The organism is Sphingobium sp. B2, assembly GCF_007693735.1.
Taxonomy (GTDB): domain Bacteria; phylum Pseudomonadota; class Alphaproteobacteria; order Sphingomonadales; family Sphingomonadaceae; genus Sphingobium; species Sphingobium xenophagum.
In genome coordinates, this window is record NZ_VDBZ01000003.1 from 1 (window position 1) to 17057 (window position 17057).

Annotated in this window: 17 protein-coding genes and 2 pseudogenes; 8 read left to right on the plus strand and 11 right to left on the minus strand. The window is 58.6% G+C overall.

What is annotated here, in order from left to right; translation table 11 throughout:
* Together FE851_RS26525 and FE851_RS18330 are read right to left on the minus strand one after the other, a co-directional pair.
* Window positions 1-282: pseudogene (locus tag FE851_RS26525) on the minus strand (hypothetical protein); the annotation flags it as partial.
* Between the two features lie 527 nt (window positions 283-809).
* Entirely contained in the window at window positions 810-1265 is a 456-nt protein-coding gene (locus tag FE851_RS18330; RefSeq protein WP_145205708.1) for an SDR family NAD(P)-dependent oxidoreductase, read from the minus strand.
* Window positions 1266-1381: 116 nt separating this feature from the next.
* On the opposite strand from FE851_RS18330, the gene FE851_RS18335 reads away from it, so the two are divergent.
* On the plus strand, window positions 1382-2752 hold the full coding sequence (locus tag FE851_RS18335) for an IS1380 family transposase (protein WP_020817822.1): 1371 nt from the start codon (window positions 1382-1384) through the stop codon (window positions 2750-2752).
* Window positions 2753-2905: 153 nt separating this feature from the next.
* Here the strand turns inward: FE851_RS18335 and FE851_RS18340 are convergent, their stop codons facing one another.
* From FE851_RS18340 to FE851_RS18355, 5 genes are read right to left on the minus strand one after another with little or no spacing between them, the layout of a single operon-like run.
* Window positions 2906-3247, minus strand: a complete 342-nt coding sequence (locus tag FE851_RS18340; protein ID WP_145205711.1) for an SDR family NAD(P)-dependent oxidoreductase — start codon at window positions 3245-3247, stop codon at window positions 2906-2908.
* A 51-nt stretch (window positions 3248-3298) separates the two neighbouring features.
* Window positions 3299-3649 carry a hypothetical protein gene (locus tag FE851_RS18345; RefSeq protein ID WP_145205714.1) on the minus strand — a complete coding sequence of 117 codons (351 nt, stop codon included), beginning with the start codon at window positions 3647-3649 and terminating at the stop codon, window positions 3299-3301.
* A 31-nt stretch (window positions 3650-3680) separates the two neighbouring features.
* Entirely contained in the window at window positions 3681-3848 is a 168-nt protein-coding gene (locus tag FE851_RS26275) for a hypothetical protein (RefSeq protein ID WP_186378899.1), read from the minus strand.
* Window positions 3839-4276: an acetoacetate decarboxylase family protein gene (locus tag FE851_RS18350; RefSeq protein ID WP_261371071.1), complete on the minus strand. Its 438-nt coding sequence runs from the start codon at window positions 4274-4276 to the stop codon at window positions 3839-3841. The genes FE851_RS26275 and FE851_RS18350 overlap by 10 nt, the downstream gene beginning before the upstream one ends.
* Window positions 4277-4311: 35 nt before the next feature.
* On the minus strand, window positions 4312-4923 hold the full coding sequence (locus FE851_RS18355) for a VOC family protein (RefSeq protein ID WP_145205720.1): 612 nt from the start codon (window positions 4921-4923) through the stop codon (window positions 4312-4314).
* A gap of 234 nt (window positions 4924-5157) precedes the next feature.
* On the opposite strand from FE851_RS18355, the gene FE851_RS18360 reads away from it, so the two are divergent.
* Window positions 5158-6117, plus strand: coding sequence for an NAD(P)H-dependent oxidoreductase (locus FE851_RS18360; RefSeq protein ID WP_145205723.1), 960 nt, complete (start codon window positions 5158-5160; stop codon window positions 6115-6117).
* A gap of 54 nt (window positions 6118-6171) precedes the next feature.
* Window positions 6172-6306: pseudogene (locus FE851_RS18365) on the plus strand (transposase); the annotation flags it as partial.
* Window positions 6307-6717: 411 nt separating this feature from the next.
* On the opposite strand, the gene FE851_RS18370 reads toward FE851_RS18365, so the two are convergent.
* The gene (locus FE851_RS18370) at window positions 6718-7764 is read right to left on the minus strand and encodes a TonB-dependent receptor plug domain-containing protein (RefSeq protein WP_186378901.1); all 1047 of its coding nucleotides are present in this window, start codon (window positions 7762-7764) and stop codon (window positions 6718-6720) included.
* 761 nt (window positions 7765-8525) lie between these two features.
* Here FE851_RS18370 and FE851_RS18375 point away from each other — a divergent pair.
* From FE851_RS18375 to FE851_RS18390, 4 genes are all read left to right on the plus strand, one after another.
* A complete protein-coding gene (locus FE851_RS18375; protein WP_145205729.1) occupies window positions 8526-8915 on the plus strand; it encodes a cupin domain-containing protein in 390 nt (129 codons plus the stop codon).
* A gap of 887 nt (window positions 8916-9802) precedes the next feature.
* The gene (locus FE851_RS18380) at window positions 9803-11071 is read left to right on the plus strand and encodes a tyrosine-type recombinase/integrase (RefSeq protein ID WP_145206592.1); all 1269 of its coding nucleotides are present in this window, start codon (window positions 9803-9805) and stop codon (window positions 11069-11071) included.
* 55 nt (window positions 11072-11126) lie between these two features.
* Window positions 11127-11465: a type II toxin-antitoxin system RelE/ParE family toxin gene (locus FE851_RS18385; RefSeq protein WP_145205732.1), complete on the plus strand. Its 339-nt coding sequence runs from the start codon at window positions 11127-11129 to the stop codon at window positions 11463-11465.
* Between the two features lie 4 nt (window positions 11466-11469).
* Entirely contained in the window at window positions 11470-11793 is a 324-nt protein-coding gene (locus FE851_RS18390) for a DNA-binding protein (RefSeq protein WP_145205734.1), read from the plus strand.
* A 402-nt stretch (window positions 11794-12195) separates the two neighbouring features.
* Here FE851_RS18390 and FE851_RS18395 read toward each other — a convergent pair whose 3' ends face one another.
* From FE851_RS18395 to FE851_RS18405, 3 genes are all read right to left on the minus strand, one after another.
* Window positions 12196-12981 carry an SDR family NAD(P)-dependent oxidoreductase gene (locus tag FE851_RS18395; RefSeq protein WP_145205737.1) on the minus strand — a complete coding sequence of 262 codons (786 nt, stop codon included), beginning with the start codon at window positions 12979-12981 and terminating at the stop codon, window positions 12196-12198.
* 14 nt (window positions 12982-12995) lie between these two features.
* Window positions 12996-13943 carry an acyl-CoA dehydrogenase family protein gene (locus tag FE851_RS18400; RefSeq protein ID WP_145205740.1) on the minus strand — a complete coding sequence of 316 codons (948 nt, stop codon included), beginning with the start codon at window positions 13941-13943 and terminating at the stop codon, window positions 12996-12998.
* 167 nt (window positions 13944-14110) lie between these two features.
* Window positions 14111-15193, minus strand: a complete 1083-nt coding sequence (locus tag FE851_RS18405) for an AraC family transcriptional regulator (RefSeq protein ID WP_145205743.1) — start codon at window positions 15191-15193, stop codon at window positions 14111-14113.
* Window positions 15194-15383: 190 nt separating this feature from the next.
* On the opposite strand from FE851_RS18405, the gene FE851_RS18410 reads away from it, so the two are divergent.
* Window positions 15384-17054 (plus strand): AMP-binding protein, encoded by a 1671-nt coding sequence (locus FE851_RS18410; protein ID WP_186378902.1) that lies wholly within the window; start codon window positions 15384-15386, stop codon window positions 17052-17054.
* Window positions 17055-17057 lie beyond the last annotated feature (3 nt).

Consider the following 17057-nt stretch of genomic DNA (forward strand, 5'->3'; position numbering starts at 1 on the left):
CAGCCGGATGGATACGGAGGGCGCGGCTAAATCGACACAACTCCAAACAAGAAGGTCGACGCAAGCGAGGGCTGCAGCACCTGCGCCCGAGGTCACCAGCCTGACCTCAGCCAAGGTCTTGTTCTGAAGGACCAGTCCGTTCGTCACGGCCGCCGCGACGACAATGGCCGTGCCATGTTGGTCGTCGTGGAAGACTGGGATGTTCATCCGGGCCTTAAGCGCTGCCTCGATTGCGAAACATTTGGGGGCCTTGATGTCTTCGAGATTGATGCCCCCGATGCTCCCGCAGCTGCAGTACCAATCACCATGCCGAACGCTTCGGCTGCGCTAGCGCGTCCCATTACTAAAGCACTAATTCTACCCTCTTCCAGTATAGAACCAAGAAGAAACGGCTGCAAAGCCGGGATACCGGCAGCGATGGCGCCCAAAATGATAACTACACTTGTTTCCCTTCTAGAAAAATTTTCTGTAACCACAGCTTTTTACATCCCCGCTTTTGAGTATTTTTTCGTAATTCCGGGACCAATACGGCAATTATCGGCCCGCAGTACTTATATTTATACCATGACAAGCCCGCCTAAAAGCGAGGGCGCAACGGGAAGCGCCGCGCCTCCAAACTGCATCCGGCCCCTGTGGGAGCGTCGCGTGATGTCTCAACCGAACAAGTCTGCTTCCTGATCCATGCGAACGGCGCGGTTCAAGGGAAGGAGGAAGCAGCTTGCCCGAGGATGTCGGTAACTACCGAGGCGTCCCATCATTATCTGCGTGGCGCGCTACTGGAGCCAGCACAAGGTAAATGGCGATCATCGTCAAATGACGTGGATCGAGCCACCATTGATTGCAAAGTCGGATCCAGTCGCAAAACCTGCCTTGTCGGAAGCAAGAAATACACACAGGGAGGCCACTTCGTCGGGCGTGCCAAGCCGTGGCAGGGCAAGCCTCCGCTCCACTTTGGCGAAGCGTTCGACCGCGGCTTCTTTGTCAAGACCATAGCTTTCCGCAAGCGAGTCCGCAAAGCCGCCCGGGCGATCCCACATAGGCGTGCGAATGGGGCCAGGGGTAACCACATTCGACCTGATGTTCTTCGACCCGAATTCCATGGCGATCGTCTTAGAGAAGCAAAGGATTGCAGCCTTCGAAAGTGAATAGTCGATAAAGAAAGGATCAGGCATCCTTCCTGCATCCGATGCCACGCTCACGATGGCGCCTTTTCCGCGTTCGATCATGCTCGGGATCGCAGCACGGCATGCCCGCAGGATACTCATGAAGTTAACCCGGCTTATTCATCGGGCTCAGTCAGCAGGGTTGGCGGGAGTGGTGTAAGCGATTGCTTTGATGTAGGAAAATGGGTGTCTAGACCAGTCCTGCAGCGAGGCAATTTATGCCACGGGCCACACCCGCCGGGAGCGATGATAGCGCGCCGGGATTTTCGTTTCCAGCGATCGGGCGCAAGAAGATCACAGCCGCGTTCGACGGAGGTCGGCTCACCTCGGATGGCGGTGTTCTGCTGCTGGCACAGGCCGAGCGCGCGATGGGGCTTTGCCGGCGGCTTGCGGCTTGCATTGCCGATCCGCGGGACCCTGTGCGGGTGATCCATCGCCTTGATGACATCCTGCGTGCCCGGGTGTTCGCGATCGCCTGCGGCTATGAAGACGCCGATGATCTCGACGCTCTGCGCGACGATCCGGGCTTCCGTCTGGCGCTGGGCAAGCTGCCGGGATCGGGCGCGGGGCTGGCCAGCCAACCGACGATGAGCCGGTGGGAAAATGCGCCGACCACACGCGAACTGGCCAGGATGATGGCCGCGATGATCGACATCTACTGCACCAGCTACCCCGCCGCGCCGGCGGCGGTGACGCTGGATATCGATGACACCTGTGACGTTGTTCATGGCTATCAGCAGCTCTCCTTCTGGAACGGGCATCATGGCGAGCGCTGCTTCCTGCCGATCCATGTCTACGACACTGCCACCGGCCGACCGGTGGCGATGCTGCTGCGCACCGGCAAGACACCGTCGGGCGCCGAAGCTGCCGGCCACATCCGGCGCCTGGTGCGCCATCTGCGCCGGCACTGGCCCGAAACGCACATCACCATCCGCGGCGACGGGCACTATGGCCGGCCCGAGGTCATGGCCTTCTGCGAGGCGGCCGGCGTCGACTACGTGTTCGGCCTGCCGACCAACGCCGCGCTGCGTGCTGATCCCGAAATCGTCGCTGCCGCCGATGCCTGCGCGGTTAAGCGGGCTCAGCGCCAATATCCGGTCCTGCGCAACTATGCCGAGACCCGCTACGGCGCGAAGAGCTGGAAGTGCCAGCGCCGCGTCGTCGCCCGGATCGAGGCCAGCACGCTGGGCATGGACATCCGCTATGTCGTCACCTCGCTGGCCGAAGGTTCGGCTGAGCATATCTACGACACCCTCTACTGCGCGCGCGGCAACGCCGAGAACCTGATCAAGCGCCACAAGACCCAGCTTGCCAGCGATCGTACCTCGTGCCGCTCAGCCAATGCCAACCAGATGCGCCTCATCCTGCACACCGCCGCCTACTGGCTCGTGTGGCGCATCCAGCAGGAAATCCCGAAGGCTGCCGCGCTCGCCACCGCCGAGTTCGCAACGCTGCGCCTGCGGTTGCTCAAGGTCGCCGCCCGCGTCATCGAAACCGCTACGCGCATCCGCGTCGCCTTCGCGTCAGCCTGTCCCGATGCCAGCCTGTTCAGAACCATTGCCACCGGCCTCCGGCCGGCACCCACATAACCAGCGCGGCAGTGCCGCCCAAAGCCCGAGCCCTCGTCCTTCAACCTCGAAAAGCCCATCGATCCTGACGCGGTGAAAAAAACCGCCGGAGGAGCTTGCTCTGATCACCCGACGACCGACAAACCATGCTCGCACGAACCCGGAGCGGAGGCCTCATGAATAGTGCGGGTTAACATCCATCGTGCGTGCCAGATCTGTATCTTGCAGTGCTAGAAAACCTTCCCGGACGGGCGCGATGCCGATGCAGTTAATCAGGATATCTACCCCCCCGTGGGTCTCGATTGCGCGCTGGATCAGGTGCTCTGCTCCCCGCGCTTCAGCGAGGTCGACCTCGACGGCAGTGACGTCGGGCCCGAGGCCCGCGAGTGCGCTCGCGTTGATATCACCACCCACCAGGTGAACGCCTTCAGCAAGCAGGTGCCGGCACGTTGCCAAGCCGATCCCGGACCCCGCACCGGTAACGACCGCCACGCGGCCAGAAAGTTCCATATCCATTCAGGGCATCCTTATTTAGTTGGTCTTGATACTATCGGCACGAATGCACCATTATTGTTTACTTACGGACGGCCATGCTTCGGCGACCTGAAATGGCGCCCAGGTGGCCTTTCCGAACATGACCGACCCGATGTCGATCGGCGTAAGCGGGGCGAGGGCTGCTGCCGGAGCTCCGCCGAGCAGGCGGAAGGCCGTGACCGCATCGAACTGGACGGAGGCAATTTCTGCATCGAAGATCTCGAATACGAAGGGAACCGCGATGCGAGCGATCTCACGACCGTCATTCCCGTCATTTCGGTCGCAGAAATAGTTGAGGTGACCACCTAGCGTGACGAGCTTGTCTTCTCCAATGTCAGCCTCGAGCGTGATGCACTTGTGCCCATCAACCGTCAGGTCAGCCACAAGTCGGTTTCCAGTGCGCCGGTAACGGGTGTCACCTAGCTCCGACCCAACACCACACGACAGTCTTCCGAACTCTGCGAAACCGCCATTGCTGTCTCTTATACACATCTAGATGTGTATAAGAGACAGGCTCCGACCCAACACCACACGCCAGTCTTCCGAACTCTGCGAAACCGCCATTGCTGTCTCTTATACACATCTAGATGTGTATAAGAGACAGGCTCCGACCCAACACCACACGCCAGTCTTCCGAACTCTGCGAAACCGCCATTGCTGTCTCTTATACACATCTAGATGTGTATAAGAGACAGGCTCCGACCCAACACCACACGACAGTCTTCCGAACTCTGCGAAACCGCCATTGTCTTCGGCACTTATCCATTGGCCGGCAAAATAGCGTCCCGGTGCCGAGACTGTGCCATCAGCGGTCCAGGTGTCATGGCCCTCCACCTCAATCGCGAGATACGTCACACTGACGGGGCCAGGGTTACCGAAACCGCTGCTCGAACCAGCGTCGTTCTGGTCCCACATGTTCAGAACCACGCGGCCCTCAGGGTGAGGTGTCAGCCCAGGCGGCAGGATTTCTCGGATCGCGGCGGGATCAGCCTTGTAGGACACGATCACCATTGGCGCGTCCTTCATAATTTGGAGGTCTGGGCACTTCATTTTGCTTGGGGCTCCTGCTTCAGTTCGTGCCAATTATCCGCCGGACCGACGAGCCTCGCTTTCGTTGTACGCTCGTAAGGGAGGGAACCGGAGCGGCAGATCAATTCCAAAAGGACGCCGATCGGGGTGGATACGAAAATCAGTGACGTCCCGGCGTTCGGCAGTTCACCTTCAAGCTTCGTGATCTGGCCGAGAACGGAGACTCCCGGTTGATCCGCCAGGTACGCGACGGCCCGTTCGATATCATCGACGTAGATAGCGAGATGGCCTGCACCTGGATCTGCAAACGCGGCTGCTCTGGCACTGACTCCTGGCACTTTGTATTGCATCAACTCGATATTGAGCGTCGGTCCGAGGCGCATCATTGCCAAATAAAGAACCGCGCGAGGGTGAACCCCAAGCTGCTCGGCCATCCACTGCCCTTCGGGGTCTTGGAAAGGGCCGGCCTCGAACAACAGCTGGGCACCGAGCACGTCCGTGAAAAAGGTGATTGCTGCGCCGAGGTCGGCGACATTCACACCGACGTGGTCAACGCTGCGGGCGGTCGGAATGCCTGACGTGGCGATCGCCGCCATCGTCGAGCCGTTTGGACTGTCTTGAACGGTCACGGAGCCTCTCAAGTTTCAACGGTTATGTGTTTCTCCTTTTTGATCACGGACTAGGTGCTTAAGTTAAAGCGAGGCAGACGGCAGTTCTGTAATTCCTGATCGGCTTCAATGCCTGCGCGCACCTCATTAGTTTCATGAACTTTCGGCACGACAGACATGACCACAAGCAGGCTGCCGATCACGCGCCGGTGGGAATAGTCAGCAGCCAACCAAACAAAAAAGTCAGAGGCTTCGATGAACGTCTTTATCGTTTACGCTCACCATGATCCCAACTCGTTTGCCAACGCCATGCTTTCGCGAGCGCTGGAGGTGCTGCATGCGGAAGGGCACAAGACCCGGGTGTCCGATTTGCATGCCATGAAATTCAAGGCAGTGGCGGACGATGCGGACTTCGCGACGCCGAGGCCTGATGTAGGCCCTGGGCAAGGGACAGATTACCAAACGCGCCAGCGCATTGCATCACGGGACCTGTCGTACTCGACCGACATTCTTGAGGAGATGGAGAAGCTCGATTGGGCTGACGCAGTAATATTCCTGTTTCCGTACTACTACTTCCATTTCCCGTCGATCCTCAAGGGGTGGGTCGATCGTGTGCTCGTCTACGATCGCTATTACAGCAACGACCACCCGGAGATCGGCGATTATGGAAATGGTGGACTGAAGGGAAAGAGAGCACTGCTTGGCATTACCTTTGGAGCGCCGAAACCACCCCACGGAGCCGGGCCCAGCCGCCATTTCGAACGCCTCGAAGCCATTCAGAGCGGTGCCTTGAACTACGTCGGGCTCGACGCGATGGCGCCCTTCGTAGCTTGGTCGGTCGCACATGTTTCGCACGAGACCCGGCTAGGCTACCTTGATGAGTGGGCCGAGCGCGTCCGCAACCTGTTTACCGAGGAGCCCGAGTTGCGCGCAGCTGACGGCGCAACCCCACCGCCGGAGCTGCTTACAGGACGGGTGCGCGCGCCTGACGAAAAGGCCTGGCCCTATGGTGGAGACAAAACGCTCGCCGGAATGGCCCTTGTTGCCAAGGCCGTGCCGTTGCCCGGCAAATCAGGCGAGCTTCTCGAAGCGTTAAAGCCCTTTGTGAACGCGGCTGCTCCCGAACGTGGCACCCGGGTCTACTCAATCCTCCAACCCGACGATGGCAGCGAGGACGTTTGGCTCATAGAAGCATACGACAGCGTGGACTTGTAACGGTTTTGCGCCGGTCACCTGAGCGATCAGAGCTCGCAACAGGAGACCGACGAGATGATCAAGCATACAGAAGAGTCCAAGCAAGAGGCGGTACGGATCGCGCTGACCAGCGGGTTGCCGCGCGCTCGGGTTGCATCGGATTTGGGGATAGGGAAGTCGACGCTGGGCAAGTGGGTATCGCAGTATCGGCCCTGTCTCTTATACACATCTAGATGTGTATAAGAGACAGGCTCTACCTTGCCGTCATTCTCGATCTGCATAGCCTGTCTCTTATACACATCTAGATGTGTATAAGAGACAGGCTCTACCTTGCCGTCATTCTCGATCTGCATAGCCTGTCTCTTATACACATCTAGATGTGTATAAGAGACAGGCTCTACCTTGCCGTCATTCTCGATCTGCATAGCCTGTCTCTTATACACATCTAGATGTGTATAAGAGACAGGCTCTACCTTGCCGTCATTCTCGATCTGCATAGCCTGTCTCTTATACACATCTAGATGTGTATAAGAGACAGGCTCTACCTTGCCGTCATTCTCGATCTGCATAGCCTGTCTCTTATACACATCTAGATGTGTATAAGAGACAGGCACAAAACCGTTACAAGTCCACGACATAGAACTGGCCGGAACTCTCCAAGCTATAGCCATATCCACCAACGAGCCAGTCGCCCCAGCCCGCCTTACCCGAAAGCCGAAGCTCGTGCGTAGTCTGGTTGTAATTGGTCGTCTGGATGTTAGGCAGGCCACTCAAGGTAAAGGCCACGGCCGAGTGATAATCCAGATACGACGGAATGTAGGTTAGGGTGACGCTGTCGGATAGTCCAATCTCAACTTCACCACCGAAAATCTTTTTCTCGTCTTTGACGGGCTTGGCGGCGGGCTGGCCGAAAGGTGATTGGGCTAGGACGGAAGGCGGAAGCAGATCGTTCCAGGGGTCGTCCTGCAGGAATGAACCCGCCTTCACCGTGCCGTCAGGGCGTATGCCGATTGCCACCGCGTTCGACGCGATACCTTTTTCGTCGCCGACCATTCCCCAAGCGTAGATGCTTACACGGTCCGTTGGCGTGTAAAGCAGGGACAGACGCCCGTTAAAACCGTTTTTGCTCTCAGCACCAGACTTCAAGTATCCGGTGTGCCGGGCAAAGTCGAAGGCTGCGCGCATCGCCAGATTGTCGGTCAGCGACAGATTTTCCACGGCCGTGAGATGCAAGAGAGCATAATTGCCAGCTTCGAGGTTGAAGCTGGTTTCATTCTTGTGCGTGGGGCGATTGAAGTTGATGTTCACCACGCCGCCGAGCGAACTGCGTCCGTAAAGTGTGCCCTGCGGTCCGGGAAGCACCTCGATCTGGTTCACGTCGAAGAATGCGGCGCTCGTAACTTCCCGAGGCATGTAAATGCCGTTGAAATTGACCGATGTCGGCGGATCGATCTGCGATTGATCGAGCGTTGCGCCGATGCCGCGAATGTAAACCTCGGTAGAGGTAGCCTGCTGCTGAAAGCGAACGGAAGGAACGAACGCCTGTGCAGCGCGCAAGTCCGTAACGCCTTTCTGAACGATCATTTCGCTGTCCAAGGCCGTTACGGCTGCAGGCGTTTTTTGGAGGCTCTGGGCCTTCTTGTTGGCTGTGACAACGATATCGCCCAAGCTCAACCCTTGAGAACCAGGACCATTATCGGATTGCTCTCCATTAGGAGCCGCTACATTCACAGTATCGTTAACTTGTTGAGCACCAGCACTTTGCGCCGCGGTGGAAATTGCAACAATAACAGAAGACACGGACAGTATAGTTCGAACAGACATTAAGTTAATCCTCCCTTTTTTGATTTGTTCGATTTCTAAATGGCTAGCCGCGTCACCGACGGCATCGGAGATGCTGAAGGACCGCTACACACGCGGGAAACCGGAATTGCCTTGAGGCCGCGCATAGCCGTGACTTGTGCTGGGCACCGCAGATCAGGCCGCGCGCGGATCGTGGCAAACTCCGTTGTCATTGCTCCTCTCTCCGGACCGGCACCCGCCTCAACGTTCGCTTTTGTGCGATGGCCGCACCTGCATCTGTAACCAGTTGCCTGATCGTTCGCGGGATTTTGGAGGGGAACGGCGCAGCGATCTAGCACCTCGGTGGGCAATTCACTCGTTCCTAAACGTCTCGCTTGCGCATCCGTTTTGCGGTGATTCGAGCTATCTTTAGCAGTAGTTGAGGATTGAGGCAGGCAACTGCAGAAAGCTCATGGAGGGGTGAGTATGACCCGCTTGATGACTTACGACTCCCATTCCCCCTACACCAAGAGCTATGAGACCAGCGACTTTGCCGAGATCGTTGAAGCCACGGCCAACATTGGTATCAATCTCGAGCGCTGGATCACTGACACCCGCTTCCCCGCTATGTCTGACGCAGAGGGTTATTGGCTGCCTACGCCGACGATATTCGCCTCCTTCAGACGCGCGGAGGCTATCAAAGTTTTGACCTCATCCGCCTAAAGCCGGATGACCCGGAGCGCGCTGAATCTCGCAAGAAATTCCTGTCCGAGCATATCCACTCGGATGACGGGGTGCGTTATTGTATCGAAGGCCAGGGCCAGTTCTACATCCGGACTGGCGATTATGTCCATGCGTTGGAAGTGACCGTTGGCGATCTGATCTCGGTACCGGCGGGAGCGCTACATTGGTTCAATGGCGGCGAAAAACCCTCGTTCACAGCGATCCGTTTATTCACGACACCTGACGGCTGGGCGGCGACCTTTACCGGGGCCGGCCTTCCTGGAAACATTCCGCTCTATGAAGGCGAGCGGTGACAGTTCGGGCGTCAGGCCACCGGGCGGTGCCTGATCGAGCTGGCTGACAGTCGAATAACTGATCGACCGGCACCATCTGAAAATGTTGGTAAGCGCCGGCGCTAATCAAAATTCCTGATGGTCGCCCAGCGCCCGTCGTTCTCGCTCGAAACGGCGCTTTCCGCTAACGATCTCGATCAGCGTCTCGAAAAGCGCGCTGGTTGACGGAAACGACGATCACGCCTTTAGTCCGTCGCACGACCACTACAAGCCGGATTCTAGAAGGCGACTTTACGCTTGGGTTCGGACGTGCACTCTTTTCCAGCCAACGTGTTGGTGTTATTGTTGGTGCTGGTGATTTTCCGCCGCCAGTTTGCCCGGAAAATCAGCCGCTGTGATGTCGGATAAGATTGCTCTTCTGGACCGCAAGAAGGCCGACTGGGCAACGCTGCCACAGCGTCTCCGGTTTAGCCTAGCAAAGTGCGGCCCTGCCGCATCGATATTTGGTTTCGCGCGCTGCAGAGGCACCTGTTCACCACCACCCTCGCGGAAGGCATAGGTGATCGAGCCGACGAGATGCTATCGACTACGCTGGAGTAAGGGTTTGTGGTGGACCCGCAGCACCTGACGAACCGTGAACTTGATGGAAGTTTTCGACCTAAGTTCTTAATTTCCCTAAGGAAACTAGAGCGGGCGAAGGGATTCTAACCCTTGACCCCAACCTTGGTAATTTGATTCCAACGCTACGCCACAGTTTCCGGTAGTACGATTTTGTACGATATTTCAATTAGATATTGATTTTCGCCTACCACGTCATATCCTGCAATACGCCACGAAACGGCGTATTTTGGAGACAATATGGAGACAATGGCTACCGTTTGGAGCTTTGTCTCCAAATGGAGGTGGCGATGCCAACTGCCAAGCTAAACAAGCGTTCGATCGATGCGCTTAAGCCCCCAGGGGAAAAGCAGTTTGTCCTTTGGGACAGTGAGATTCGAGGTTTCGGCGTTCGCGTGCTTCCATCAGGCCTCAAGACATTCATCATCCAGTACCGGAATGCCGAGGGCATCAAGCGCCGCGTCAATATCGGTCGCTTTGGCGTGATCACTGCTGAGCAAGCGCGCGATCTAGCCAAGATCAAGCTCGGCGCGGTTGCCGCCGGGGAAGACCCGGCGGATGACGCTCGTCGCGCCAGAAACGAGATGAATGTGGCTGAACTGTGCGACTGGTATCTGACGGAAGCCCAGGCAGGCAGAATTCTTGGTCGACGAAACCGGCCGATCAAGGAGTCCTCACTCGCGATGGATGAAAGCCGAATCCGAACTCACATCAAGCCGCTGCTCGGCAAACGGATCGCCCGTCATCTGACCATTGCTGATGTCGAGGCGATGCAAAACGATGTGGCGACCGGAAAGACGAAAAAGCCCCGACCTGACGGCCGGGGCGGCAAGGCGACCGGGGGCCCCGGTGTTGCAGCACGCTGCCTGGCGACCCTTCAGGCTATCTTGGGCCATGCAAAGCATAAAGGCTTACTCGCCGAGCATCCTACAAAGGGTGCCAAGAAGCTCGCTGGCAATAAAAAGACGAGACGTCTCAGCGTCGCCGAGATCGAAGCGCTGGGCAAGGCAATGGTCTATGCCGAGCAGCAGGGCGTCAGCCCGACCGGCATTGCCGTCATCAGACTATTGCTGCTGACAGGTTATCGTCGCGAAGAGGGACAAGCCATGCAGCGGGCATGGGTAAATCCGATGGGAGGCTTCGTCGCTTTCCCTGATACCAAGACCGATGGACAAATCCGAGCGATCGGGCCGGAAGCGATCAAGGTGATCGTGTCGCAGCCGCAGATCGCAGGCAGTCCTTATGTGTTCACGGCAACCACCGGGGATGGCCCCTTCACGGCCGTCAGCGCCTGCCTGCAGCGGGTTTGCGGGTTTGCCGGAATTTCCGACGTTACCCCCCATGTTCTGAGGCATACCTTCGCCAGCATCGCAGCTGAACTGGGCTTCTCCGAACTTACGATCCGCGCGATGCTGGGGCACGCTTCGCAAAATGTGACGCAGGATTACATCCACGTCGATGAAGCCCTCAAGCTGGCCGTACGACGGACATCCGACGAGATTGCCAAGCTCCTCGCCCAAGGGGCTGCGAAGCTGGACCGCCTCCGTCTGGTTGCTTGAGCCACAAAAACGACTAGACAAATGGTAACATATACGTTACCGGAAAGGCCATGAGTTGATCGTACAGGAGTATATCCGTGAGGACGGCTCCAGCCCGTTCCGTTCATGGTTTGGCGATCTCGACACCCAGGCCGGGGCTAAGGTGGCGACGGCGATTGTCAGGCTGGAGCTCGGCAATCTGTCGAACGTCAAATGGATCGGCGGCGGTCTCGGAGAATATCGGATCGATTGGGGACCAGGCTATCGGCTTTATCTTGGACAGGATGGAGATGAACTGATCATCCTGCTTGTAGGGGGGACGAAGAAGCGACAACAGGCCGACATCGACCGTGCCAGCCTTCTGTTGACGGAGTATAAGAGCCGTAAGGCAGCTGCGAAGAAAGCCAAGGGATAGAAAGATGGTACTGACGCGCGATTTCAAGGAGACGGTGAAGGAGCGCGCCGCGCGTGATCCTGCCTTTGCCAAAGCCATGCTCGACGAGGCCGCGACGGCATTCCTTAACGGTGAGCCCCATATTGCACGCCTGATCCTTCGTGACCTGGTAAATGCGTCGGTTGGGTTTGAAGCCTTGTCCGCTCAAACGAACCGGCCGAGCAAAAGCCTGCACCGGATGTTGTCCGAGAAGGGAAACCCCAGCATGGACAATCTGGCAGCCATTTTCGGAGCGGTGCGCGAGCGCCTTGGCGTTGCTATCGTAGCACATGCCGTAGAGCTTGGCTGACTGCTATCGGCACGGAAGCAGAGCCATATGTCTATCCCAATCCAACCCTAATTTCAGAGCGACGACCTGCTCTATGCAGTGAACCAGTCAATGGGGAAGGCTCAGAACGACGACACACGCCAAGCTGTCATTGAGACCGTCGGGTCCCAGGGTATATCGATTTTCGCAATATTCTTAAGGCCCGCACGGCCTCATCACATGCCGAACTTCTCGAGCGCAAATAGAATTCGCACCTCCAGGATGGAACTGGCGAGAAAGACGTTACGACTTGATTCCCACCGCGCAGTTAGCCCCCCACTTCGGATACTTCTCATCGTAATAAAGTGATAGGAAAAATCCGAAAATTTCCTATTTGACCCCTATCTATACAAGAGCGCAACGAGCCGGGGGCCGAATGAACTATCAGGCTCGCTTCGGCGACCATTCCGACGTCAACGCATATTCCGACATAAATTTGGTAGAGCTCCAGCCACCATCGACAACGATCGTCTGCCCGTTGATGAATTCGGCTCCCGGCGAACATAGGAAGGCGATCGTGCTGGCGATGTCCTCGACCGTACCTAAGCGAGGATAGGGTGTAAGGTCGTTGTTCATCCGGCAGAACGCCTCGTTGTCGAACCGACCTTCGGTCATCGGGGTCGGGATTACGCCCGGTGCCACCGCGTTCGAGCGGATGCCTTGCGCCCCATATTGGCAGGCCAAGTGTAGGGTCAGCCCGGTCATCCCGGCCTTTGCCGCCGAATAGGCTCCGCCCCGCCAGCCACCAATCGCGGCATAAGTGGAAGTCACGTTGACGATCCCCGAGCCGGAAGCGAGATGCGGCAGGGTCTCTCGGATCATTCGAAACGGCGCGCGCAGCATCAGCCCGAGTACATGGTCGAGCGTTTCGTCGTCCGCCTCGTGCACCGGCTTGGGACTACCGATTCCGGCATTGTTTATCAGGAAATCAATCCGCCCAAAACGGTCGAGCGCCGTCGCGACTATTCGTTGCGGAGCTTCGTTGTCGGTCAGGTCGGCAGCGATGGTCGCGACCCGCTCGGGATGGCCGACGGCAGCTTCGAGCTCGGCCAGTTTGCCCATATCGCGACCCGTGCCGACGATGGCATAGCCCATCCCGGAAAGCTTTCGCGCGGTGCCAAGTCCGATGCCGCTACCCGCCCCCGTTATGATCGCCACGCGCGTGGTCATATCCACTCCTTCCATCAGGCTGCCGCCACGATCGCAATCCGTTCCAGCGCAGCCTCGACACCGCCGCCGATCGTTGCCAGGAGTTGCCCCCGCTTCAGGAAAAGATGCGCATCGGCTTCATCACTAAAGCCAATGCCTCCATGTATCTGAATGTTTCGGCCAGCATTGTCGATTGCGCCTTGTGCAGCAATGATGAACGCGCTGTCGGCCAAGAATGCCGCATCCGGGCGGGCTTGATCCGCTGCAACTGCGGCGTAAGTGACGAGGTCGATAGCCTTCCGGGCCGCCACCGCCATGTTGGCGCAATGATGTTTTACCGCCTGGAAGCTGCCAATCGGTCGTCCGAACTGTTCGCGCATGCGAGCATATCCGGCCGCCGCATCGAGCGTAGCGCCCGCGATCCCCGCAAGCGCGGCAGCATCAATCAGGCGCAGACGCAGCAGTCCGGCGGCACCCAATGTCGCAATTGGCGGACCAGCATCGCTCCGCACACAGAGGCGGTCCAGCCAGGGATTACCCTCCAGTTCCATCTGTTTAGTGTCAATCAGGTGTATCGTCGCGCTGTCTGCAGTCCGCAACAAAAGCGCGTTGGTTGCGCCGCAGTCGACCATCACCACCACTCCACGGCGATTTTGATAGGCTGGGGAAGTCCGCTTTAGGACCGGTGTCGGCGCGTGGATGTTTGCGTGAACTGCCCCCAGGGTCGCGAACACGGACGGGCTGGCTAGCCGCCGCCCCAGTGCCGCGGCCAGCAGCACTTCTTCAACAGCGCCTAGAGCCGCTCCGCCAACGGCTTCCGGCGCAGCGAGACCGAAGATGCCGAGATCCTCGAGCGCCGCCCAAGTCGCGGCGCTTTCCTGTGGGCTCTCATTAAGACGCGACAGCGGGAGGATGGCGGTCAGCGCTCCATCAATGTCCGCGATCAGGTCGCGTTGCTCTTGGCTAGGCTGATACTGCACCACAACGCACTCCTTGCATCCCACGCATCCTGCGCGAATCGCTATTCTATCAATCGCCTTTATCAGCGTATTGACCTACGCGGACGCTGCTACGACTTCAGACGACAGCGTGCTGGACGCTGTCGTCTGAAGTCGTGGTTTGCGAAGACAGACCTAGCCCTCGCCGTTGTTCAAGGGTTAGCAGCGAACTGTGTCACGGCAGCGCGACGAATCGTCTTAGGCGACGCCTCGAACCAGCGATGGCAGCTGCGCGACAGCACCGACGTCTCAGCGTAGCCTAGCTTCTCGGCAATACGAGTCAAAGGTACGTCTGGCTGCACCAGATAGCGCAAAGCCACCTCGCGGCGGACTTCGTCCTTAATCAGTTCAAAGGACCGCCCTTCGGCCTTGAGACGGCGCTGCAGGGTGCGCGGGTGCATGCACATCTCGCCAGCAATGCGTTCGTGGGTACAGTCTTCTCCCAGATGACGGAGGATCAAGCTGCGCACGCGGGCATGAAGCGGTGGCATCGAACGCGGATAGCGTGCGTTGATATAGTCCGTCGCCATTTCGTAGATCTGCTCGTCCGGATCGGCGATCTCGCAGAGCAGATCACTCTCGTTAAACACTAAGCCGTCGCACGTCTGACCGAACATGACCTCGCAGCCGAAATGCATCTGATAGTCGCGGATCGGCATCTGCGGTTGATGCCTGAACAAAAGAAGCCGCGCCCGCGCACGCCCGCCGGTGATGTCGATGACATTCAAATTGGCCAGCGACAGCGCGTGCTCGATCACCTGCCGCGTGTCGAGCACGCCTTCGAGCAATATCTCGAGCGAAACAAGCAACGTGTGCCGCGCGCGATTGGGCTTGAAGCGCACTCTGGTTGCCAAGCTGTAGGCATGGATATGCTTGGCGCAATAGCCCAGCGCCTGACCTACGGTGGTGGAATTCTTCATGACGACGCCGACAGGGCCCATTACCTTGCCCGCGCGTTGCCGCTGCGCGAGGCGCAGGCCAAAATCGGCAATACCCAGCCGCCGGCCGGCCAGTTCGAGCAATTGCACGAACTCGCGATAGTGAAGCAGCGTCGCACCCTTGCGTGCCGATGCGGGGTTGACGCGCGCCTCGTCGAAAAGACTCTGCGTATTGCCGCCGAGCTCGGTAACGAGTTCGTCGAAGAATTGCAGCGCGTCGGAATGGACGATATCGAAGACCTCGCCTGACGCACCGGAATCGACGCCGGACCGGCTGCTCATCGCCAAATGCTCCACAACGCCTCTCCATATTATCACGATAGCGGTTCGCTAGCCCATATTGCCTGCGCCAATGCACGACCGCAAGGTGAAGGCAGCCACAAGCAGCCTTGCGTCGGCCATCGTGTGACCGATGTCGCCCATTATCAAGACTAAGCCGCCAAAGTTGACTAAGTTGCGCCTCAGCGAAAGGATGCCAGCGGGAAAGATGCCTACCCGGACGACAGAAGCCGAACCGGGAGAACAGCGCCGCGTGATTGCCGGCCGATCCATCCGGTGGAACGCCGCGCGAGCCGAACGCGCCTATCGGGACGGCTGGTGGTCGCGCGAGACGCTTGCTGATGCTTTGGCAAAGGCGGCGCGCGAGACGCCCGACCGCGTTGCCCTTATCGACGGCGAGCGGCAGGTCTCCTGCGCAACTCTATTCACCCAAGCAATCGCGCTCGCCAATGCGCTTCTCGGGCGCGCCGCACCGGGGTCGGTCGTCTCATTCATGCTCCCGAACTGGGCAGAGGCGGCGACGATCTATCTCGGCGCAACCTTGGCGGGGATGGTTGCTCACCCGATCCTGCCGTCGCTGCGCGAGCGCGAACTGCGGCACATGCTGCCCGACGTTGACAGCCGGGTGATCTTCATACCCGAGCGATTGCGCGACCATGATTATGCGGCGATGCTCATCGATCTATGTGCAAAACTCGATCGACCGCCCGACATAGTGATCGTACGGGGAAAGCGAAACGAGGAGCGGCCAGACGTCATCTGGTACGAGACGCTTCTTAGCGAGGAAGCCAGCCGAACGCTCCCCCAACTCGATCCCGACTCCGTTCGGATGATCCTATACACATCCGGTACCACGGGCAGTCCTAAGGGCGTCATGCACAGCCATAACTCGATCCATGCGCTGGTTCGCCAGCTGGAGGATCAATGGCTTGTATCTCGCGGAGACAAGTTCCTTGTTCCCTCTCCTGTCAGCCACATCGGCGGTTCCGTCTACGCCTTCGAATTTCCATTGCTCCTAGGCACTACGGCAGTGCTGATGGACCGCTGGGACTCCCAGATTGGCGTGGATCTCATGGAACGCACTGGCTGCACCCACATGGCGGGCGCCACGCCCTTCCTCGAACAATTGTTGGCCGCGGCCCGTGCGAATGGGACCCGTTTGCCCAGCCTGAAGGTCTTCATCTGCGGCGGCGCAGCCGTCCCTCCTGGCCTTATCAAGGAAGCGAACGCCTATTTCGCAAAGGCCATTGTCACCAGAGTCTACGGATCCACCGAGGTGCCGGTAACAACGGTTGGCGTGCTCGACCGGTCCGACGTCGAGCATGCCGCCGAGACCGATGGCTGCCCAGGGATTGCCGACGTCAGGCTCGCAACCGATCCTGCGGCAGGCTGCGTCGGAGAAGGCGAGATTCGAGCGCGCGGGCCGCAAATGCTGGTCGGTTATGTCCACAGCGCAGACGAGGCTACGGTGTTCGACAGGGAGGGCTATTATCGCACTGGCGACCTCGGTCGCTGGGTGGACGATCGTTACCTCGTTGTGTCGGGTCGCGCCAAGGACATCATTATCCGCAAGGGCGAGAATATCTCTCCCAAGGAGGTCGAGGATGTCCTGCTCGAACATCCTGATATCGCGGACGTCGCGATCGTCGGCGTTCCTGATTCCGCATCGGGCGAGCGCGCCTTCGCGGTGATCGTGCCGACGGGCGATGCACGGCCGGACCTGGCTTCGGTGTCGGCCTTTCTCGCTGAGCAATCGATCGCCGCATTCAAGCGGCCTGAGCAGATAGCCCTGTGGGATACCCTACCCCGAAACGCCACCGGCAAGGTGTTGAAGCACGAAATCCGCGCCGCGTTGATCGCGGATGCGAGCAAGGACTGATAT